Annotated in this window: 17 protein-coding genes; 12 read left to right on the top strand and 5 right to left on the bottom strand. The window is 37.7% G+C overall.

Annotated elements, in window-relative coordinates; genetic code table 11:
- Positions 1-13 precede the first annotated feature (13 nt).
- The gene (gene radA, locus K350_RS0115895) at positions 14-1,381 is read right to left on the bottom strand and encodes a DNA repair protein RadA (RefSeq protein ID WP_028980751.1); all 1,368 of its coding nucleotides are present in this window, start codon (positions 1,379-1,381) and stop codon (positions 14-16) included.
- Between the two features lie 168 nt (positions 1,382-1,549).
- Here radA and fumC point away from each other — a divergent pair, with 168 nt between their 5' ends.
- From fumC to K350_RS0115865, 6 genes are all read left to right on the top strand, one after another.
- On the top strand, positions 1,550-2,944 hold the full coding sequence (gene fumC / locus K350_RS0115890) for a class II fumarate hydratase (protein ID WP_028980750.1): 1,395 nt from the start codon (positions 1,550-1,552) through the stop codon (positions 2,942-2,944).
- Between the two features lie 71 nt (positions 2,945-3,015).
- Positions 3,016-3,558, top strand: coding sequence for an SPOR domain-containing protein (locus K350_RS0115885; protein ID WP_028980749.1), 543 nt, complete (start codon positions 3,016-3,018; stop codon positions 3,556-3,558).
- 268 nt (positions 3,559-3,826) lie between these two features.
- Positions 3,827-5,275: a DUF2130 domain-containing protein gene (locus tag K350_RS0115880; protein WP_051313198.1), complete on the top strand. Its 1,449-nt coding sequence runs from the start codon at positions 3,827-3,829 to the stop codon at positions 5,273-5,275.
- Positions 5,276-5,365: 90 nt separating this feature from the next.
- Positions 5,366-7,069 carry a single-stranded-DNA-specific exonuclease RecJ gene (gene recJ / locus K350_RS0115875; protein WP_028980747.1) on the top strand — a complete coding sequence of 568 codons (1,704 nt, stop codon included), beginning with the start codon at positions 5,366-5,368 and terminating at the stop codon, positions 7,067-7,069.
- A gap of 37 nt (positions 7,070-7,106) precedes the next feature.
- The gene (gene lptB / locus K350_RS0115870; RefSeq protein WP_028980746.1) at positions 7,107-7,838 is read left to right on the top strand and encodes an LPS export ABC transporter ATP-binding protein; all 732 of its coding nucleotides are present in this window, start codon (positions 7,107-7,109) and stop codon (positions 7,836-7,838) included.
- A gap of 3 nt (positions 7,839-7,841) precedes the next feature.
- Positions 7,842-9,353, top strand: coding sequence for a GH3 auxin-responsive promoter family protein (locus K350_RS0115865; protein WP_245598666.1), 1,512 nt, complete (start codon positions 7,842-7,844; stop codon positions 9,351-9,353).
- On the opposite strand, the gene K350_RS32390 is transcribed toward K350_RS0115865, so the two are convergent.
- Positions 9,350-9,511, bottom strand: coding sequence for a DUF6435 family protein (locus K350_RS32390; RefSeq protein ID WP_156027062.1), 162 nt, complete (start codon positions 9,509-9,511; stop codon positions 9,350-9,352). The two genes, K350_RS0115865 and K350_RS32390, sit on opposite strands and share 4 nt — an antisense overlap.
- Positions 9,512-10,200: 689 nt before the next feature.
- Between K350_RS32390 and K350_RS0115855 the strand changes: the two genes are divergently transcribed.
- A complete protein-coding gene (locus tag K350_RS0115855) occupies positions 10,201-11,139 on the top strand; it encodes an NAD(P)H-dependent flavin oxidoreductase (protein ID WP_028980744.1) in 939 nt (312 codons plus the stop codon).
- Here K350_RS0115855 and K350_RS0115850 read toward each other — a convergent pair.
- On the bottom strand, positions 11,136-12,224 hold the full coding sequence (locus K350_RS0115850; RefSeq protein WP_028980743.1) for an META domain-containing protein: 1,089 nt from the start codon (positions 12,222-12,224) through the stop codon (positions 11,136-11,138). The genes K350_RS0115855 and K350_RS0115850 overlap by 4 nt on opposite strands.
- A gap of 188 nt (positions 12,225-12,412) precedes the next feature.
- Between K350_RS0115850 and K350_RS0115845 the strand changes: the two genes are divergently transcribed.
- On the top strand, positions 12,413-12,835 hold the full coding sequence (locus K350_RS0115845; RefSeq protein WP_028980742.1) for a secondary thiamine-phosphate synthase enzyme YjbQ: 423 nt from the start codon (positions 12,413-12,415) through the stop codon (positions 12,833-12,835).
- Positions 12,836-12,842: 7 nt separating this feature from the next.
- Here K350_RS0115845 and K350_RS0115840 read toward each other — a convergent pair whose 3' ends face one another.
- Entirely contained in the window at positions 12,843-14,015 is a 1,173-nt protein-coding gene (locus K350_RS0115840; protein ID WP_037575971.1) for a class I SAM-dependent rRNA methyltransferase, read from the bottom strand.
- 84 nt (positions 14,016-14,099) lie between these two features.
- A complete protein-coding gene (gene polA / locus K350_RS0115835) occupies positions 14,100-16,922 on the bottom strand; it encodes a DNA polymerase I (RefSeq protein ID WP_028980740.1) in 2,823 nt (940 codons plus the stop codon).
- A gap of 312 nt (positions 16,923-17,234) precedes the next feature.
- Between polA and K350_RS0115830 the strand changes: the two genes are divergently transcribed.
- The 4 genes from K350_RS0115830 (at position 17,235) to K350_RS0115815 (ending at position 22,422) form a co-directional block, all read left to right on the top strand.
- The gene (locus tag K350_RS0115830) at positions 17,235-19,250 is read left to right on the top strand and encodes an AMP-binding protein (protein WP_051313197.1); all 2,016 of its coding nucleotides are present in this window, start codon (positions 17,235-17,237) and stop codon (positions 19,248-19,250) included.
- Between the two features lie 55 nt (positions 19,251-19,305).
- A complete protein-coding gene (locus tag K350_RS0115825; RefSeq protein WP_028980738.1) occupies positions 19,306-19,821 on the top strand; it encodes a response regulator in 516 nt (171 codons plus the stop codon).
- A gap of 131 nt (positions 19,822-19,952) precedes the next feature.
- Positions 19,953-21,362, top strand: a complete 1,410-nt coding sequence (locus K350_RS0115820) for an MBOAT family O-acyltransferase (protein WP_028980737.1) — start codon at positions 19,953-19,955, stop codon at positions 21,360-21,362.
- Positions 21,363-21,369: 7 nt separating this feature from the next.
- A complete protein-coding gene (locus tag K350_RS0115815; RefSeq protein WP_156027060.1) occupies positions 21,370-22,422 on the top strand; it encodes an alginate O-acetyltransferase AlgX-related protein in 1,053 nt (350 codons plus the stop codon).
- Positions 22,423-22,448 lie beyond the last annotated feature (26 nt).

The following is a 22,448-nucleotide window of genomic DNA, read 5'->3' as shown; positions in this document are numbered from 1 at the left end:
TTCATCAAACTTGCTAATTCATTAAAGAATCAAACACCTCATCGAGTCTGGCAGCAGCATGAATATTAACTTTGAATTTAGCAGTATCCAGACCTTTCTTATTATATTTTGAAATAAAAATATCTTTAAACCCAAGCTTCTCCGCTTCTGAAATTCTTTGTTCTATTCTGTTAACTGCTCTTATTTCACCACCCAGACCGACTTCACCGGCAAAGCAAACTGTCTGTGGAATTGCAAGATCTTTGAAGGATGAAATGATAGATGCACAAACTGATAAATCTATTGCAGGGTCTTCAATCTTAAGCCCACCTGCAATGTTCAGAAACACATCCTGAGCGCCGAGTCTCAACCCTCCTCTTTTCTCCAGCACAGCCAGTAACATGTTTAGTCTTTTCGCATCAAACCCGGTAGAGCTCCGTTGCGGCGTTCCGTAGGTTGCTGGGCTTACAAGAGATTGTACCTCTATAAGCAAAGGACGATTACCTTCTAAGGTTGCTCCAATAGTTATACCGCTCAAAACCTCATCTCTCTGAGATAACAAGATCTGTGAAGGATTAGAGACCTCCTTTAGCCCGGCACCAGACATTTCATATATACCCAACTCAGAAGTAGATCCGAAACGGTTTTTGGTTGTACGCATGATCCTGTAAGCCATATGGCGATCACCTTCAAACTGAAGAACAGTATCAACCATATGTTCCAGAATCTTAGGTCCGGCTATTGTTCCTTCTTTCGTAATATGACCTATGAGGAAAACAGGAGTACCGGATTCTTTGGCAAATTTCAGCAACTCAGCAGTACATTCTCTAACTTGAGAAATGCTTCCTGCACTTGAATCAATAAAAGAAGAGTGTAGAGTCTGAATTGAATCAACTACCAAAACATCTGGTTCCAGAATCTCAATCTGTTTAAAGATGTTCTGAGTAGATGTTTCTGTAAGTACATAACAGTTATTGGATTTTATGCCCAATCTCTCGGCACGCATTTTAGTCTGCTGCTCGCTTTCCTCACCCGAAACATACAATACCTTATGCTCAACAAGACTTAACGCTATTTGAAGCATGAGGGTGGATTTTCCTATACCTGGTTCACCACCGATCAAAACCAAAGAGCCTGGGACAATACCTCCTCCCAATACTCTGTTTAGTTCGCCATCATTGGTATAGATGCGCTCTTCCTGATCGTAAGCAACTTCATTGATGGGCTTGGGTTTATTAGCAACTTTTGTAGAAGAAGAGGACTTCCAGGACTGCTTTTCCTCTTTCTGAATAAGCTCTTCCACATAGGTATTCCATTCTCCGCAGGAAGGACATTTACCCACCCATTTAGCAGACTGCGCACCACAGCTCTGACAAAAAAACGAGGATTTTACTTTGGCCATAATATTATTATTCAAAGATACCACTTATTCATCACAGGACCATATTGTGGAAAAATTTGGAAAAATTCCAAATCCGACATTAAATATTGCTATATCGCGCTAGAGGTCTTTTGATATTTTTGTAATATTGTTCACTATACAGTAACTAATAAAAAACTAAAATATTCTATGAGCTTCAGGATTGAAAAAGACACCATGGGGCCGGTACAAGTTCCGGCAGACAAATATTGGGGAGCACAAACACAAAGATCAAAAGAAAACTTCACCATCGGCGGGCACCTTATGCCTACTGAAGTGATCAGAGCATTTGCTATTTTGAAGAAAGCTGCCGCACAAACCAATCTTGAGCTTGGCGTCCTTTCTGCTGACAAAGCTGAGATAATCAGCAAAGTATGTGAAGAAATTCTGGATGGTAAACTTGACGATCAGTTTCCTTTAGTGGTATGGCAGACAGGTTCAGGAACCCAGTCTAACATGAATGTGAACGAAGTAATCGGAAACAGAGCTCACGTTCTTCTTGGTGGTAAACTTGAAGACGAAAAGAAAAAAATTCATCCGAACGATGATGTAAATAAATCTCAGTCATCTAACGATACCTTCCCGACTGCAATGTCAATTGCAGCATACAAACTGATCGTTGAAGAAACAATTCCTAAGGTAAAGTCTCTTAGAGATACGCTTGATGCCAAAGCAAAGTCTTTTGCAGATGTTGTAAAAATCGGTCGTACGCACTTGATGGATGCTACTCCCCTTACACTTGGAAATGAATTTTCAGGTTATGTAGCTCAGTTGGATCATGGTATTAAAACCCTGCAATCTACCCTGGATCACCTTTCCGAGCTTGCACTTGGAGGAACAGCAGTTGGAACCGGGCTAAATACGCCAAAAGGATATTCTGAACTTGTAGCAAAGAAAATTTCACAACTGGCAGGGCATCCTTTTAAAACTGCTCCAAACAAATTTGAAGCATTAGCAGCTCACGACGCAGCAGTGGGAACTTCAGGGGCGCTGAAAAAACTTGCAGTAAGCTTAATGAAAATCGGAAATGATATCAGATTGCTTGCTTCCGGACCAAGATGCGGGATTGGAGAACTAATAATTCCTGAAAATGAGCCAGGTTCATCAATTATGCCAGGAAAGGTTAATCCTACTCAGTCTGAAGCACTTACAATGGTTTGCGCACAAGTTATAGGAAATGACGCTGCAATTTCTGTCGGTGGAATGCAAGGACATTTCGAACTAAATGTTTTCAAGCCCGTAATAATCTTCAATTTGCTAATGTCTGCAAAACTAATCGGAGATGCTGCCGATAGTTTCAATAAAAATTGCGCAGTCGGTATTGAGCCAAACTTACCATTCATCAATAAAAATCTTGAAAATTCGTTGATGCTGGTAACCGCTCTTAATACACATATCGGCTATGAAAACGCAGCTAAAATTGCCAAAAAAGCTCATAAAGAAAACAAAACTTTAAGAGAGGCAGCTATAGAGCTACAACTATTGACTGACGAGCAATTTACTAGTTGGGTTAACGCAAAAGACATGATAGGAAGCCTTAAATAATATTTTAGGGTTTCCTGTCGGCAATTATAAAAACAGGATACTCTAAAAACATTATTTAAATAGCTACTATCATGAAAAAGAGCGCTCATGTGTTCGGATTGTTAATGTTTCTGGCAGTTTCTGCCGGATTTGCCCAATCTGATAAGGAAACTGAAAAAGAATGGGCTAAAAAACTGAAATCTCTTACTCCGATGGAGTATAAGAAGCTTATTGAAGAAAAAGATGCTTTATCAGCTCAAGCTTCCCAATCAGCCAGTTTAAAATCTGAGGTGGATGCCAAAAATGCAGAAATAGAGCAACTTAAAAAAAGTCTTCAATCAGGAGGAGCTGGCAGTGTTAAATCCAAAACCGTACCTGGCGTTACTTTTAAAGTGCAGGTAGGCTCTTTCAGAAACAAAGACCTGTCAAAATATTTTGACAATAATCCAAACTTCAGTGGCGAAGTAGATAGTGATGGCATAAAGAAGTACACATTGGGCAATTTTGCTGACTATTGGGAGGCAAATACATTTAAAAAAGCACTCAGGGACATGGGTGTAAAAGATGCCTGGATCGTCGCTTATAAAAATGGCGAAAGAGTACCGATTAAAGATGTGCTTGAAGGTGTATTATAATACCTCATTTAATAAGTAATTAAATATTTAAAAAGGCTGATTCGAAAGAGTCAGCCTTTTTTATGCAATAGGATATTTTTTTAATTATCCGATTCTTTATTTTTTAATTCCTTCATAATTTTCCACGAAATTTTTTAAAATCTCCTATTGAATTGCTCTTTCAAAACTAATGATTATTGAGTCATTTCATCTTTTTAACTTTAAGCTTTCTGCTTTTCGCCTTCAGCCACATATTTCTTATCTTTAACAATACTTCAAGAACTTTCTAGTGGAAAATAAAATTACCTGCCCCAAATGCGCTCATCATTTCAATGTAGAAGAAGCGCTTGCCAGCCATATAGAGGAAAAATTAAAACAGGATTTTGAGAAAATCCAGAAACAGAAAGAAGCTGAACTCGCTGAAAAAGAAAACAAACTCCGTGCTTATCAGGCCAAACTGATTAAAGAACGGGAAGATCAGGAATCTCAGATGAAAAAAACACTGATTCTGGAAAAGCAGAAAATTGAGGAACAGCTCAAAGGCAAAGTGAAAGAAGATTTTGAAATGCAGCTCAAAACAATGCAGGAAGAAATTGAGGAACGCAAAAAGGAAAACCGCGAGCTGAAAACGAAGGAGCTTGATCTTTTGAAAAAAGAAAAAGAACTGAAGGAGAAAAGTGATGAACTTGAACTGGAGCTGGAAAAAAAACTTCTGAACAAAACCAAAGAAATGGAAGATCAGCTCAAAAGCAAAGTCAAAGAGGACTTTGAGCTTCAACTAAAAAATTTACAGGAAGAAGTTGATGAGCGGAAAAAAGAAAACCGCGAGCTTAAAACTAAAGAGCTTGAGCTTCTAAAAAAAGAAAAGGAGCTGAATGATAAAAAGGAAGAACTTGAGCTGGAAATGGAGAAAAGGTTTCTCAATAAGGCCAAGGATATGGAGGACGACATTCGCAAACGAATGGACGAAAACAATCAACTGAAGATCAAAGAAAAGGACATGCAGCTGGATTCTTTGAGGAAACAGATTGATGAGATGAAAAGAAAAGCAGAACAAGGCTCTATGCAGTTGCAAGGTGAAGCCCAGGAAGTTGTACTTGAAGGAATGCTCAGAGAAGTTTTCCCATTTGACCTGGTAGAAGAAGTAGGAAAAGGGGTAAGAGGAGCCGATGTGATTCACACTGTAAGGAACTCTTCCGGAAAAGATTGCGGAAAAATCATCTATGAAAGCAAGCGTACCAAGGCTTTCAGCGAAGGTTGGATTGAAAAACTGAAAGGAGATCTTCGGGGGCAAAAAGCTGACCTTGCTGTCCTTGTAACTGAAACCATGCCTAAAGACATGGAAAAGTTTGGTCTTCGCGATGGTGTTTGGGTTTGCTCTTTCAATGAAGTGAAAGGTGTTGCCATGATTCTCAGAGATACCCTTATTAAATTGACTGAAGTAAAATTATCACAGGAAAACAAGGGGGATAAAATGCAAATGCTGTATGACTATCTGACCGGTAACGAATTCCGGCAGCAGATGGAAGCAATTGTTGAAGGCTTTTCTTCCATGCAGGAAGCTCTAGCAAAAGAAAAACTTGTCACCCAAAAACTCTGGAAAGAACGTGAAAAACAACTGGAAAAAGTCCTTCACAATACAGTAGATATGTATGGGTCAATTAAAGGAATAGCGGGCAAAGCCGTTGGAGATATCAAATATCTTGAGACTCCTGACTTGCTGGAAGAAGGCGAATAATGCCTTTTCAGGTAATAAACCCGGAATATTTGCCTGATAACGTCCCCTTTTTATAAAAAAGTCGCTATTTTTTTATATTTTGTATGCTTTATGGAAAAGCGTTGGGTATTTAAACATGTTCCTCCGGCTCAAAACATTGAGTCTTTATCACAGGCGATTAATATCAACGCTTCTCTCTCTTCTCTACTGATTCAAAGAGGGATCAATACATTTGAAGAAGCCAGAGATTTTTTCAGACCTTCATTAGAAAATTTACATGATCCATATCTTATGAAAGATATGGATAAAGCTGTTTCCAGGCTGTGTGAGGCCATGGACAATGAAGAAAAAATCCTTATATACGGAGACTATGATGTCGATGGTACTACTTCTGTCACACTGGTTTACGGCTTTCTAAGCAACTATTACGAAAACCTCGAATTTTATATTCCCGACAGATACAAAGAAGGTTATGGCATTTCAAAAACCGGTATCGATTGGGCTCAGGAAAATGGCTTTTCTCTTATTATCAGTCTTGACTGCGGCATCAAGTCATCAAATGAAATAGCTTATGCTACAGAGCAAGGAATAGATTTCATAGTATGTGATCACCACAAGCCCGGCGATATTATCCCTATCGCCTGTGCTGTCCTTGACCCCAAAAGATCAGACTGCGATTATCCATATAAAGAACTTTCTGGTTGTGGCGTTGGCTTTAAATTGATGCAGGCATTGTGTATTGACCTTGGTCTGGAAGAAGAAGTACTCTTTAGCTTTCTTGACTTAGTTGCTGTAAGTATAGCTTCAGATATAGTGCCTATTACCGGTGAAAACAGGATATTAACCTACCATGGTTTGAAGGTGTTAAATGAGTCGCCTCGTCCCGGAATGAAAGCGCTCATTGACATATCAGGCGTATCAAAAGAACTTACGATCAATAATATTGTCTTCGGGGTTGGTCCCAGAATAAATGCTGCAGGAAGAATTGCACATGCCAAACATGCAGTTCACCTGCTTATTGCCAAAGACCAGGATGAAGCAGATCTACTGGCTGAAAAGATAAACGAAAAGAATAAAGTAAGAAAGGATTTTGACCTGAACATCACTGACGAAGCTATTCGAATGATTCAGGACAAAGTGGCTTTGGATTCAAAATCAACTGTCCTTTTCAAAAACGACTGGCATAAAGGGGTTATAGGGATTGTGGCTTCCCGATGCATTGAGAAGTATTACAGACCTACTATTATTCTTACTGAAAACAATGGCATGGCTACAGGCTCTGCAAGATCTGTAGACGGATTTGATGTATATGAAGCAATAGCAAAGTGCTCTGATCTGCTTGAACAGTTTGGAGGACATACTTATGCCGCCGGACTTACTATGAAGCTTGAAAATATCAAAGCTTTCCAGGAAAAATTCGAGCAGGTTGTTTCTTGCGATATTCGGCAAGAGGATTTAATACCCAAATTGGATATTGATCTTAAAATTGAATTGTCACAGATTAATCAGAAGTTTTATAACATTCTGAAGCAATTAGCTCCATTCGGGCCAGGAAACATGGATCCCGTATTTCTTTCTGAGAATGTCAGAGATGATGGTTCCGCAAGATTGTTGAAAGACCAGCACCTGAAATTGAGAATTTCCCAGGATGGCTTTAATCCCATTGAGGCGATCGGATTTAATATGGTAGAACCATTTAAAAGAATTTCAAAAGGAGAGCCATTTAATATTTGTTACCATATTTATGAAAATGAATTTAATGGTAAAAAAACTTTGCAATTATTCATAAAGGATATAAAATTTGTCAATAATTAAAAGAGGGTCTTCCTTTTATTTTGTTATATAATCAGAGATGATACTCAGAGCGGAACATTTAATTAAGAGATATAAAGCCAGAACCGTAGTTAACAACGTTTCGGTAGAAGTTAAACAAGGGGAAATCGTAGGACTGCTGGGACCGAATGGAGCCGGAAAAACTACTTCATTCTATATGATAGTGGGCCTCATAAAACCCAATGAAGGAAAAATTTTTCTGGAGGATGAAGAAATAACCAAACTCCCTATGTACCAGAGGGCAAAAAGAGGAGTAGGTTACTTAGCACAGGAAGCTTCAGTTTTCAGAACACTTACAGTGGAAGAAAACATTATGGCAGTTCTGGAAATGACTAAACTTTCCAAAGCAGACCAAAAGCAAAAACTTCAGGAACTTCTTGATGAATTCAGCTTAAACCATGTGAGAAAAAATATAGGCATGGTGCTTTCAGGAGGAGAAAGAAGAAGGACAGAAATAGCCCGAGCTCTTGCCGTAGATCCGAAGTTTGTGTTATTGGATGAGCCGTTTGCTGGTGTAGACCCAATTGCGGTTGAAGAGATACAATCAATTGTTGCTAAACTAAAGAATAAAAATATCGGTATTCTTATTACTGACCACAATGTAAACGAAACACTTTCCATTACGGACAGGGCTTACCTTTTATTTGAAGGAAAGATTCTAAAATCAGGTACTGCAGAAGAACTTGCGGCGGATGAGCAGGTTAGAAGAGTTTATCTTGGAAAACATTTCGAATTGAAAAGAAAGATCTAACGGATGATTCTGAATCTTATAATGAAGAATATTCTCAAGAGGCGTATAGGCCATATTGAGCGTTTTATGAAAAATCCTCATGAGATTCAGGAACAATTATTTTTTGACCTTGTCCAAAAAGGAAAAAATACGGAGTGGGGAAAAAAGTATGGCTATAATTCCATTAAGTCTGCTGAAGCATTTAAAAACTCTGTACCAGTATCACCCTATGAATCTTTGTTTCCATACATAGATCGTATGATGCAGGGCCAGCAGAATATTCTTTGGCCCACTAAAATCTCCTGGTTCTCGAAATCATCCGGGACCACTAATGCAAAAAGTAAATTTATACCAGTTTCCAAAGAGGCGTTGTATCATTGTCACTATAAAGGTGGGAAAGACCTGCTCTGCCTTTTCTTTAATAATAACCCCCACAGCAAGTTATTCAATGGGAAAAACCTTGCAATAGGCGGCTCCTATTATAAAAACCCGAAGTGGAAAGATTCATTTTATGGTGATGTTTCTGCTGTAATCATGGCCAATCTGCCTATGTGGGCTCAGTACTCAAGAACACCTGATCTCACTATTGCTTTGATGGATGAGTGGGAACAGAAAATTGAGAAAATGGCCAAAGCCACACTAAGTGAAAATGTAACCTGTATCAGCGGTGTTCCTACCTGGACCATCGTTCTATTAAACAGGATACTCGAACTTACAGGCAAAAAGAACATGCTTGAAGTATGGCCGAACTTTGAGGTTTTCTATCATGGTGCAGTGGCATTCTCTCCTTATAGGGAAATATTCAAAAACTTCTTTCCAGCTCCCTCTGTGGATTACATGGAAACCTATACTGCCTCGGAAGGATTCTTCGGAATTCAAGACCAGAAAGGATCAGACGAACTGCTTCTGATGCTGGATTATGGCATTTATTATGAATTCATTGATATCGATCACCAGGATGATGAATTCCCAAAAAGCTATTCCCTGCACGAAGTTGAGCTTGATAAGAGCTATGCTATGGTAATTTCTACCAATGCAGGTTTGTGGAGATACAAAATTGGAGATACAGTAAAATTTACTTCCCTTTCACCTTATCGCATCAGAATAACCGGAAGGACCAAGCATTTTATAAACGCCTTTGGTGAAGAACTAATGGTCGAAAATGCAGAAACGGCTGTTTCCAAAGCAGGCATGAAAACCAGCTCTATTGTGAGTAACTTTACTGCTGCCCCTGTATTCTTCGAAGGGAATAAAAATGGAAGACATGAATGGGTTATAGAATTTTCTCAGTCACCAAAGGACCTGCATCAATTTTCCCAAATATTAGACGAAGAGCTTAAAGTCGTAAATTCTGACTATGAAGCAAAACGATATAAAGATATTGCCCTTCAGCAACCGATTATTCATTCAGTACCACAAGGGACTTTTTACAAGTGGATGAAGCAGAGAGGTAAGCTGGGCGGTCAGAATAAAGTGCCCAGACTCTCCAACTCTCGTGAATTTGTAGAGGATATTTTAAAGAATTTAAACCTCTAACTGTAAATTACATCGCTCATAAGCTTGTCAGCCATGGCATTTAATGCCAGCGATCTTTTTATATCTCCATTCTTACGGGCTTCAAGCGCGTCAAGCCTGAGTTTTGTATAGTATTTTCTCAGCTTTTGTTGTTGAAAATATTTAATGAGATTCCACATACCTAAAACTACTTTAGAGTACAACCTCAAACCAAAATAAATTGTTAATGGATATGAACTCCCAGTAGAATAAACAATTAAGAAAATTGTAGTCACAGAGCATGAAATAGTTAATTTCTCATTTTTAGGGGGAATTTTAAAGCTTCTCCTGAAAGAGAAGGATTCAGAAGGTGATCTTTAATAGGAATTAAAAAATATACTTAAGATCAAAATCTTCTACCTTAATTCAGAAGAATTATTCCAACAACTTAAAAATTGTACAATTTCAATATGGCAACAAAAAATTTTACAAGCGGAAAAATGACTTTTACCAAGTTTTAGAAAATTTGCAGGGGCCCTTTACCTACTGAACAGCAACATATTACATAATTATAAATCTTATATTTTTTCAATTTTTCGAGCCAAGTTTTTCCACAAAGTTATTCTTTTATCCACAGAGCGAAAATGTTCACTCGAATTCAACTGACAATCAATGACTTTAAAGCATTCATCGACCTATATCCAGTGTTGATAACCTTAACATTTTTTTTCATGCCTGCAAACAAAAGTCTTTTTAAAATTTTATCTATACACGCATGTATTTTATATTTCTTGAAAATGGTCAAAATCAATGCTATACATAAACCTGACAATTAGTATATTAGTAAAGAAAATATATTGTATTTTTCCAATCAAATAATTTATTACCCATGAATAGAGTCAATCAATTATTCGAAATTGAATATCCGATTATACAAGCGGGAATGGTTTGGTGCAGCGGCTGGAAGCTGGCTTCAGCAGTTAGTAATGCTGGTGGCCTCGGCTTGATAGGAGCAGGCTCTATGTATCCAGAGGTTTTAAAAGAACATTTGGTCAAATGCAAACAAGCTACTAGCCACCCTTTTGGAGTGAATGTCCCCCTCCTTTATCCGGATATAGATAAAATTATTAAAATCATTATTGAAGAAGAAATTAAAATTGTTTTCACTTCTGCTGGCAACCCCTCTACATGGACCAAAATTTTGAAGGAGAATGGTATTAAGGTCGTTCATGTGGTATCAAGTGTCAAATTTGCCAAAAAATCTGAAGATGCGGGAGTAGATGCGGTTGTAGCCGAAGGTTTTGAAGCAGGAGGTCACAATGGCCGGGAAGAAACAACTACTTTTTGTCTGGTACCAATGGTTAAAGAAGCGGTAAAAATTCCTGTTATAGCAGCGGGTGGTATAGCGACAGGCAGAGGAATGTTGGCGGCTATGGCTTTAGGTGCAGATGGAGTGCAAATAGGAAGTCGGTTCGCAATTAGTGAAGAATCTTCTGCACATATCAATTTTAAAAACAGAGTTACAAATTCTGCAGAGGGTGAAACAGTGTTGACTCTTAAATCTGTGACCCCGGTGAGATTGCTTAAAAATAAATTTTATGAGGAAGTAAAACAAGCTGAAGAAAAAGGAGCTGATCCGATATCATTAAAAAATTTACTTGCAAAAGGCAGAGCTAAGAAAGGGATATTTGAAGGGGACCTCAATGATGGAGAACTTGAAATAGGTCAGGTTTCTGCACAAATCAAAGACATTAAACCGGCAAGTCAGATTTTAAAAGAAATCTGGGAAGATTACCTAAGTCACAAAAAACAACTGTGTGCCCTTTAATCAACTTTTGAAAAATCCAGGACATTCTTTTCGTCGGATAAAGTAAGCTTAAGTCCGTCGAATTTATATTTAAAATTTTTCCGGGAAAGAGCTGACAGAAGATCCTGTTCGAAGGAATAAGCATTACAAAGCATTTTGGTTGAAGCAATAGATCCGATCGCCAGAATGCTTTTGCTCTGGATAAAACTTCCACTAATAGCATTGCAACCAGCATTTCCAAAAATTTTTCCTTCTCTGATATTAAATTCAAGGTAAGGAATACCTTTATCAAAATTTGTTGCGTCAATTTCTTTACCATTAAATGATCTTAGAGCCCATATATCGTGAAGGCGCCAATCTCCCAAAAAACTCCCGCACCCGGTAAATCTTGAGACACCTTTGTTTCTTAAGCCCTCGGCAGATATTAAAACTTTATAAGGAATTGATTCTCCTGAAATGCTATCTATACAAATATCCTTCGTGAGCTCAATTGATAGAAAAGATCCGGGAGCAGAACTAGTGAATTTCCAAATGTTGCGATCAGGGTCAATTTTATCATTAAGTGCAGCCCTTATAACTTCCCCTTCAGGGAATTGAAATACAGCTTCTTTTTCAAAATCGATCGTAAGCTTCCACTTTTCATCCAGGTCCGTAATAAAATCAATCCCTCCCTTACGCATTTTTTCACTCTCTTCAAGTTTGACTTCAGCATTAGATCTGTATAAAATATATTGATTTCGAACTGAAGATCCTTTCTCATTAAGCAGGCCAAGCTCATTTCTTTTAAATAGAAACTTTGCTTTGCTTCCATCCATCTTATTCAAGCTAAGAACGCTATCATTGATCATTTGCCAGGTGCCTTCCAAAATTTCCGAATTGCCTTTTCCATTAACCTTCACAGACTCCTCCCTGAATAACCCCGATCTTTGAATAGTTAGCTTATAGGCCAGAACATCGCAATCAGGGCATGGCCAACTCCCGCTCCAGAGACCATATAGCTCTGCATTGGGAACCCATGGATTAGTACCGTTCTGGTTTAAATGATTTTGTTGACATCCAAGGAAAAACAACAGAACCGCGAAAATATAAGGCAAGAGCCATTTCATCAGTGTAGTAAACAAGCAGAAGGACTTTTTGTTAAAAGTGTTTAAACATCATTTACGAGATTCCGATAAAAAAATACTTTTATTTTCGTCCAACGAAATCAAAATTCCGTTAAACATACGCTTTGAAAATTTTAGGATTTAAAGGCGTTTTTCAGACAGCAAGAGGTTATATTCATCCCAAAAACATTATGAAATGTATTCAAAAGACTTTTGTTCTGCCTGCATTTAAAAGGGGATTTCATCTGATCACTAATAAAATTGAATCTGAAGTTCCTGAATTGAAAAACGTTTCTGCAGGATTGGCTCATGTCTTTATTCACCATACCTCAGCAAGTCTTACCATTAATGAAAATGCTGATCCGACAGTTAGGCAAGACTTTGAAAGTCATTTCAACAAAATGGTACCTGAGAATGTGCCTTACTATAAGCATACTTTGGAAGGACCCGATGATATGCCAGCTCATATTAAGGCATCGTTAATGGGCAGCTCAATAAGCATTCCTGTCACTCGAGGAAGTTTTAATCTGGGAACATGGCAGGGAATTTATTTATGCGAACATCGTAATCATGCATCAGGCAGGGAAATTACCGTAACGATCTTTGGGGAGTAGTTACAAACTACTCCACCCACAAAGCAAGGCCTTTCAGATATTCACCTTCCGGATGATAAAGATTAACAGGATGATCTGCTGGCTGGTGCAACTGAAAAAGAATTCTCACATTTCTTCCCGAATCAGCAGCAGCACCAAAAATGATTTTTTGAAACAAGTCTTTAGTTATATGCTGTGAACATGAGTAAGTGAAAAGCATTCCTCCCTTTTTAATCTTCCTGAATGCACGCATGTTTATGTCTTTATAACCCCTGGCAGCCCTGTCAACTGCTGCAGCGGATTTAGCAAATGCGGGAGGATCCAGAATGATGAGATCATAATAGTTCTCCGGCATTTCTTTCAAAAATTCGAAACAATCCTTTGCTATGGATTTATGCGAAGCCGTGGGGAAGTTCAGCAAAACATTGTCTTGAGCACCTTTCACTGCATCTGATGAGATATCCAGAGAATGCACTTCCTCTGCTCCTCCTGCTTGAGCATATACAGAGAATCCTCCTGTATAACTAAAAGCGTTGAGAACTATTTTATTAGAGGAAAAACGTTTTACTAATTCACGATTATCGCGCTGATCAAGGAAAAAGCCTGTCTTCTGGCCTTCTACAACATCTATCAAAAACTTAAGTCCATTTTCCAATACTTCAAAGGGGCCTTTATCTTCTCCGGCAATCCAAACACCTTCAGACTTGACATCAAGATTCTTCTTTGAACTCCCGCTTGATCTGAGGTAAATAGATGAATATCCTAACTTTTTGAATATATCAAAGAATAGCTCCTTCCTTTGTTCTATCCCAGTAATGCTTATTTGCAAAACCAAAGTATCTTTATAAACATCCGCAATAAGTCCTGGTAAAAAATCTCCTTCCGCATGAAGTAGTCTGTAAGCATTCGTTGAGCTAAAATCAATAATTGATTTTCTTAACTGAAGCGCTCTTTCAATTTTGCCTGACCAATATGCTTCATCAAATTTATCTTTGCTTTTGTCCCACTCAAACAACCTACATACAATCTGGCTCTCTGAAGAATAAAATCCATAGGCAAGAAACCTATTATCAGCATCTACAACTTCAACAATATCTCCATCTTTTGCATTTGCCTTAGCCACTGCACCAGAGAAGACCCAAGGATGTTTGTTTAATACAGCCTTTTCCTTCTTTGGTTTTAACTTTACTATTCTGTTCATCTTTTGAAAAATCCTCCTGATATCAATACAGGAAGACTTTGTGGTTATAATTCTTATTAAAATTTAAAATCAAGGAGCGTTCTATCAATGCGCTTCAAGCCAATTTTCTCCGACGCCTATACCAATCTCCATAGGAACAGACATAGGAAGAGCAGTTTTCATAAACTCTTCGACCTTCAACTTCAATACATCCACCTCTGACCTATGAGCATCAAAAACAAGTTCATCGTGTACCTGCATAATCATTCGTGACTTCAGGTTTTCTTGCTTCATCCAATTATGAATATTGATCATTGCTACTTTTATCATATCAGCGGCACTTCCCTGAATAGGCGCGTTAATGGCGTTCCTTTCAGCATAACCTCTCTGGGTGATATTTCTGGAATTGATATCTCTTAAATATCTTCTCCTTCCCAGGATTGTTTCTACATACTCATGCTCACGTGCTTTGTTGATAACCTCATCCATATAAGACTTAATGGCCGGAAACTCATTAAAATATGCATCTATGATATCCGCAGCTTCTTTTCTAGGAATATCAAGCCTTTGAGAAAGGCCGAAGGCTGAAATACCGTAGATGATACCAAAGTTTACCATCTTGGCATTTCTTCTCATATCAGATGTTACCTGATCTAAATTAACCTTATAGACCTTACTTGCAGTAGTTGTATGAATGTCAATTCCCTTTTGAAAAGCCTCGATCATATTCTTTTCCTTACTGAATTCAGCCATTATTCTAAGTTCTATTTGAGAATAATCTGCCGATAAAATCAGGTGGTCACTGTCTCTGGCAACAAAAGCTTTCCTGATTTCTTTTCCCCTATCAGTACGAATAGGAATGTTTTGCAAATTGGGATTTGTGCTGCTCAGTCTTCCCGTAGCCGCCACTGCCTGATTGTAACAAGTATGAACCCTTCCATCGACTTTACTGATAAGAAGTGGTAAGGTATCCACATAGGTAGACTTCAGTTTTTGAAGCTCTCTGTAATCAAGGATTTCCTGAGCAATAAGATGTTCTGGAGCAAGTTTGGAAAGAACCTCTTCTCCTGTTGCATATTGTCCGGTCTTAGTCTTCTTAGCCTTAGGATCAATTTTCAGTCTTTCAAATAATACCTCTCCCAATTGTTTTGGAGAAGCAATATTAAACTCACATCCCGCACGGTTAAAAATACTTTTTTCAATATCAAGGAGTTCCATATCCAGTTGCTTTGAAAACTCTTTCAGAGCATCCGGATTGATCTTTACTCCGGCGCTCTCTACGTCTGCAAGTACTGTTACCAAGGGGATTTCGACTTCGCCGAAGAGTTTTTCCGTTTTCTGCTCTTTAAGAATAGGCTGAAGTATATGTTTCAGCTGGAAGGTAATATCAGCATCCTCTGCTGCATATTCAGCAATATCTTTTAGCGGAACATCTTTCATATTCTTCTGCCTTACACCCTTCTTTCCAATCAGGGTTTCAATAGAAACAGGAGAATAATTAAGGTAATACTCTGACATGAAATCCATATTATGACGCATATCTGGCTCTATCAGATAGTGAGCAAGCATTGTGTCAAAGACAGGGCCATCAACATTAATCCCGTATCGTTTTAAAACAAGGATATCAAACTTCAAATTCTGACCGATCTTTAAAATCCTTTTATCTTCAAGAACATCTTTGAAGGCATCTACTATCGCTTTAGCCTTTTCAAAATTCTGCGATACAGGGACATAATATGCTTCACCTTTGTAGTATGAAAAAGCCAGTCCGACAAGATCTGTCTCAGCAGCATCAAGACTGGTGGTTTCAGTATCAAAACAGAACTCATCCTGAACTTTCAGATAAGAGACCAAAGAAGATATAAGTTCAGGAGTATCAATAACCCTATAATCATGAACAGTATCTTTTATAGTACAGAAGACCTTTTCTTCTACTTGCTCTTCAGTCAGAACTTCCTCCTCTGCATTTCCGAACATTGACATTTGCCCGGTCGGATTTACCTTTGTTGTAGACTTTCCTGAAGCAGCCTGCTGTACAGCAGAAGCATCTTCTCCAAAAACTCTTTTCTTGAGAGTTTTAAATTCTAGTTCATCAAAAAGCTTTGATAATTCTTCTTTCAGAGGTTCTTTGTACCTGAACAATTCATCATCGAATACAACCGGGACATCACAGTGGATTGTAGCAAGCTCTTTCGAAAGAATTCCCTGAGGTCCGAAGTTCACAACATTTTCTTTCAGTTTACCCTTCAGATTGTCGGCATTGGCAATAAGATTTTCAACCGTATCATATTCTGCAATAAGTTTCTTAGCTGTCTTTTCTCCAATACCAGGAATGCCCGGTATATTGTCAACACTATCTCCCATCAGGCCCAGGATATCTCTTACTTGATCAACTCTCTTAATACCAAATTTCTCAAGAACTCTGGCAACATCGTAAACCTCATGTCCGTTGCCCATATAGGATGGCTTGTAGAGATACACACAATCGTTAACCAACTGGCTATAATCCTTATCCATAGTAAGCATGTACACGGTATAGCCTTCTTTGCAGGCTTTAGTTGACAAGGTACCAATAACATCATCTGCCTCATAGCCGGGAATTCCTATAAGAGGAATCTGAAATGCTTCCAAAAGTCTGGCTATATAAGGGATTGCTATGGTAATATCTTCAGGCTGTTCTTGCCTGTTCGCTTTATATTCAACAAAACTTTCATGTCTGAATGTCGGCCCTGCCGTATCAATTGCTACACCAATGTGGGTAGGTTTTTCTTTATATAAAACTTCCAGAAGGGAATTGGTAAAACCAAAAACTGCGCTGGAATTTATACCTGTAGAAGTTATTCTCGGATTTTTACTGAAAGCAAAATGAGCCCTGTAAATCAAGGCCATAGCATCCAGGAGAAAAAGTTTTTTTTCGGAACCGTTCATGAACTAAAATTAATACTTTGTAAGGGAGATAAACAAAAGATTTATCCTAGGGAACAAAATAAAAATCAAAATAATTCTAGTTTTCAGGCTTTTAAAAATAAGCTTGAATTTTTATCAGATTATTGCCTTCCACATTTATCGGTCAAGTTTCCAACTCTCTAAGCAACAATGCGTAAATCTCCAGTTCAGGGAAAAAACTGATCTTTTTCCAAGTTGCAGTTAGACAAAATGGTTTAATTCTTGTTAAAAACTTAATGGAGCATTTTGCCTGACTGCCGATTGTAATATTGTTTTAACTTATTACTTCATTTAATGAAAATATATTCAGCTATACTGGATGACGTTGAAAGGGAACAACTTAAAATTCTATCTGAAAAAGAAGGCTCTATTGAGGAAAAAGCTTCATGGTGGAAAAACGTTCTAAAGGCCCATTTTTCACGTAATGAAATCAATCTCTGGAAGGAAGTATTTCATGAACTTTATAAGAAAAATAAAGCAGGGATTGCCTGGTCTCCATCACATAAGGATATTGAAAATTCTAATTTATCATGGTTGATAGCTGAAAGTGGCAGCAAAGATTATAAAGAACTTTTCAGTTGGGCATCATCTTTCAGAGGACTATACTGGGAGAGGGCTGTTAAAAGGACTGGCATAAAATTTAAAGAATCTTATCTATCAATACTCGACACTTCTCACGGTGTGGAAGAAGCCATTTGGATGGAAGGGGCTCTAATGAATATTGCAGATAGCTGTTTCCGTGCTGACAAAAATAAAATGGCCATCATTGAAGGCTGCGAAGAAAATGAAAATATCCAAAAGATAACATACGAACAACTGGATTTATATACCAACCGTATTGCTAACGGCCTTTTGGAGAGCGGATTCAAAAGAGGCGATCGGTTTGTTCTTTATCTTCCATTTTCTATTGATGCAGTAGCCATATATCTGGCTCTTGTTAAGGCGGGCATGATTGCCGTTTCTGTTGCAGACAGCTTTTCGCCTGTTGAACTCCGCAAGCGTGTCGAGATGACTGATGCAAAAGCGATCATTACTATAACTCAATACACTTATGGAGGCAAAACGCTTAATGTTTATGACAAAGTTAAAGAAGCGAATTGCGGACCTGCCATTCTTGTATCTTTGGACCAGGAAGAAAATCTTCGGAAAGGAGACTTGGTATTAGGAAAATTACTGTCAAAAAACACTGCATGTTCCACGGAATGCGATCCATACGATATAACCAATATTCTTTTTTCATCCGGAACAACAAAGGAGCCAAAGTCAATTCCATGGACGCACACCACACCTATAAAATGCGCAGCTGACGGACATTTTCACCTTGACATAAAAGAGTCTGATGTGGTAACCTGGACAACAGGAATGGGTTGGATGATGGCACCATGGCTTATATATGCCGGATTAATCAATAAAGCAACTATAGCCTTATTCACTGGATCACCAGTTACCGAACAGTTTGGAAAATTTGCTGAAAAAGCCTGTATCACCATTATGGGAACGATCCCATCGGTTGTAAGAGGTTGGATTAAAAACGATTTTATAAATAAGTTTAACTGGAATGTTCGGTTGTATTCATCGACAGGAGAGCCTTCCAATGCTGATGATTACTTATATCTTATGGGAATGTCAGATTTTAATGCTCCCATAATCGAATATTGTGGAGGCACAGAAATAGGCGGAGGCTATATTACAGGTACTATTTGTGAACCCGCTTCACCTGCTATGTTTACAACACCCGCGCTGGGCCTTAATTATTATTTACTTGACGAAAACAAACAAGCTGCGGGAGTCAATGAAACCGGGGAAGTGTTTCTTGTTCCGCCCTCACTAGGTTTAAGTCAAACACTTTTGAACAGAAACCATCATAACGAATATTTTTTAGGGATGCCCAGTGGGCCAGGTGGAGAAGTACTTCGAAAGCATGGTGATGCATTTGAAACAATTCAAGAAGGACCCTACAGATTTTACAAAAGCGTAGGAAGAACAGATGATGCAATGAATCTTGGAGGCATAAAAATAAGTGCTGTCGAGATAGAAGAAACCCTCAACAAACACCCAGAGGTGATGGAAACTGCTGCTGTGTCAATCGCCCCGACTACAGGCGGGCCGGAAAGGCTGGTAGTCTTTTACACAGAAAGAAATCAGTCCTCCGATGAAGGTCTTCTTAAGAAGAATCTGCAAGATTTACTTACATCTCAGTTAAATCCCTTGTTCAGAATCTCTCAAATCGTAAAAATTGCAATCATTCCCAGAACTGCCTCAAATAAGATCATGAGAAGAGAGCTTAGAAAAGTATTAACAGAAGTTTAACCAATAATTTAAACAATTCATTTTTCCTCATGTTAAAAGTGAAAAACTTTACTTTATGACCGAGGATACAACTCTAGATATTTTACTGATCGAAGATGAAATGAGTTCAACGCTTCTCACAGAAAGGCTTAAACGAGAATTTCGTGAGAAAGTGAATATACACAGGAATGGCCATACAATAGCAAAGGATCTCGACATCTATACCGGTAAGGACCTTGACATTGTAATCCTGGATGAACAATACTCTGATCTTAATATAATCGATGCAGTAAAGCTTATCAAAAAAAGGAAGCCGGAAGCCGATATTATAGTTCTTACCAATGAAAAAGAGAAAGCTTTAATTGATAAAGTAAAATTGGCAGGAGCTTTTGATTATGTTGTAAAAGATAAATCTACAGTTGACAAGGTCGTATATGCAGTAAAAGGATTATGGGGAAGTAAATTCGCCAAAACTGAGAACCTGCGCCTTAAAGCTTCCAGAAAATCTTCAAGGACAACTGTTGCGATTCTAGTTATACTCTTTGTGCTCATTATCGCAGGAGCAATTTATTATTTTACCCAACAAAAATAAAGAATGAAACACGATTGACTTTCAAAGAATTAGACATTTGAAAATTCTCAATTAGAAATTTTAATCCGTACTAAATAGCTTATTTTGCCCGTTGAGTCATTTGAATTATCTTTGATAATCAAATATTCACAATGGTCTTTAGTTCTCTTGTTTTCATATTTCTTTTCCTGCCAATATGCCTTTTGGGATATTATATTTTACCGGGAAAATTTAAAAATCTATTCCTTTTAGCAGCAAGTCTTTCATTTTACATATGGGGAGAAGCGCAGAATAGTTATGTGATGCTTGTCTCCATTTTAGCTAATTTTTTCTTCGCATCAATGCTGGAGAAACCGGATGAGCTGGCTCCCAAAACCACTATTACTCTTGCTGTAATATTCAATCTTGGTTTTTTGATTTACTTCAAATATTCCAACTTCTTATTGGAGTTAGGAGGCATGCCGGCAGCAGAAAAAATTACACTGCCTCTAGGCATATCTTTTTTTACATTTCACGCCTTATCTTATATAATTGATGTATATAGAAAATCTTCACAGTCACAAAAAAGCATTGTAAACCTGGGTTTATACATTACTAATTTCCCTCAACTGGTAGCAGGGCCCATAGTGCGTTATCCGGAAATATCGCAGCAGCTAACCGAAAGAAAACACTCATTTAAAAAAATAGTCATAGGATTAAAGAGATTTATTATCGGACTTGCCAAAAAAGTTTTGATAGCAAATAATCTTGCCGGAGCAGTAGATTATATTTTTGCTCAAAATGCAGCAGAAGCAGGATTCTTTATTTCCTGGATAGCCATCCTCTCTTATGCCATGCAAATATACTTTGACTTTTCTGGATACTCTGACATGGCGGTCGGATTAGGTAAAATGTTTGGCTTTGATTTTCCTGAAAATTTTAATTACCCATACATTTCAAAATCAATAAAAGAGTTTTGGCGCAGGTGGCATATATCACTCTCTTCATGGTTCAGAGATTACTTGTATATCCCTATGGGAGGCAATAAAAAAGGAAACTTAAGAACATACTTTAACCTTATCACAGTATTTCTTCTATGTGGTTTGTGGCATGGGCCAAACTGGACATTTATTGTCTGGGGAGGATGGCACGGGGCTTTTCTGATATTGGAAAGAACGCCTTGGGGAAACTTTATAGAAAGATTGCCATCATTGGTAAAACACAGTTATTCTTTAATAGTAATATGTATAGGATGGGTATTTTTCAGATCAGACAGTCTGAGTATTGCATTCGGTTATCTGAAAAATATGCTTTCCCCAGAGCTCTCCCCTGTCAATGAAAACTACTTAATTCCCTTCAGAGATGTTGATTTTATAATTGCATTCATAGCAGGACTTATTTTCTCAACTCCACTGGTTAAAAACCTGCTACAACTAAGGAGAATCAAGGTCTTCAGAGAAAGCGAAAATTTGCGAACAACGGCTGATTTTGCAGGTGTTTCTGTATTGTTAATTTTATTCGTGTTGAGTATGCTCTCACTTATTGCAGGAACCTACAACCCATTTATTTACTTCAGATTCTAATATTGAAATGAAAAACAGACATAAAACAAGTGATATATTTCTTGCAACGATATTCGCCATTTTACTCTTCATTCCCTGTTTATTATTTCTGAATACACTAAATAATCAAAAAACTCCTAACCCGGAGGAAAAGCCACAAACCTTTAAAGCAAAGATTTCTGCTTATGAAAATCTTTTAACAGATTCTTTAACATTAAAGCGAGAGCTCATTAGTTCTTATTATTACATAAAAACAAAAATCTTAAAAGAAACTAATATTACTCCCACGGTAATCCAGGGTTCTGAAGATTGGTTATATTATTCTGGCAATGGAGACGGATATGCACTTGAAAGCTTTACAGGTCAGCAAATAATTGCAGATACATCACTTTTAAAAATCAAGCATAATCTGGAAGCTCAACAAAGATGGCTAAAGAAGAGGAATATTGATTTTTACATCATTATGTGCCCTAACAAACAGACTGTCTATCCTGAATATTTCCCATACAAAAAAGGTGTTACTGTTGCAGATCAGATTTTACCATATTTAAAAAAGAACACCGATTTAAATATAATTGATTTAAGAGAACCTTTGATCAAAGCAAAAGATGGCAAGCATTTTCTTTATTACAAAACAGACTCCCACTGGACATACTATGGAGGCTTTACCGGATATACAGAAATCATTAACCAGTTATCTGTAAAATATCCTGAATTAAAACCAGTACCTATTTCGGATTACAAAGTCGTTATGGAAGAGGTAGAAGGAAAAGATCTAGCTGAAATGGTAAACCTTGAAAAGGATTTTAAAGATTATAAATACAATTTTGAACTGATCAACAACAGAAACCTGGCAAAAAAAAATATTGTCCTCTTTCATGATTCTTATTACAAGTTTTTAAGGCCGTTCTTTACAAATCATTTTAACGTCACAGAAAGACATCATCAATGGAATAGCTTTGATTATAAAGTTATAGAAGAAGTAAAGCCTGAAATTGTAATTTACGAAGTTGTAGAAAGGTATTTAAATGCTTTCTCAAGGGAAAACCCAGCCGAAATAAAAGATACTCTTGCTAATTAACAATCTCCTTATTCGGATCAATAAGA

This window comes from Sporocytophaga myxococcoides DSM 11118, from assembly GCF_000426725.1.
In the GTDB taxonomy this organism is placed as follows: domain Bacteria; phylum Bacteroidota; class Bacteroidia; order Cytophagales; family Cytophagaceae; genus Sporocytophaga; species Sporocytophaga myxococcoides.
Note: the sequence above shows the minus strand (reverse complement) of the source record. Positions and strands in the feature narration are given on the sequence as shown.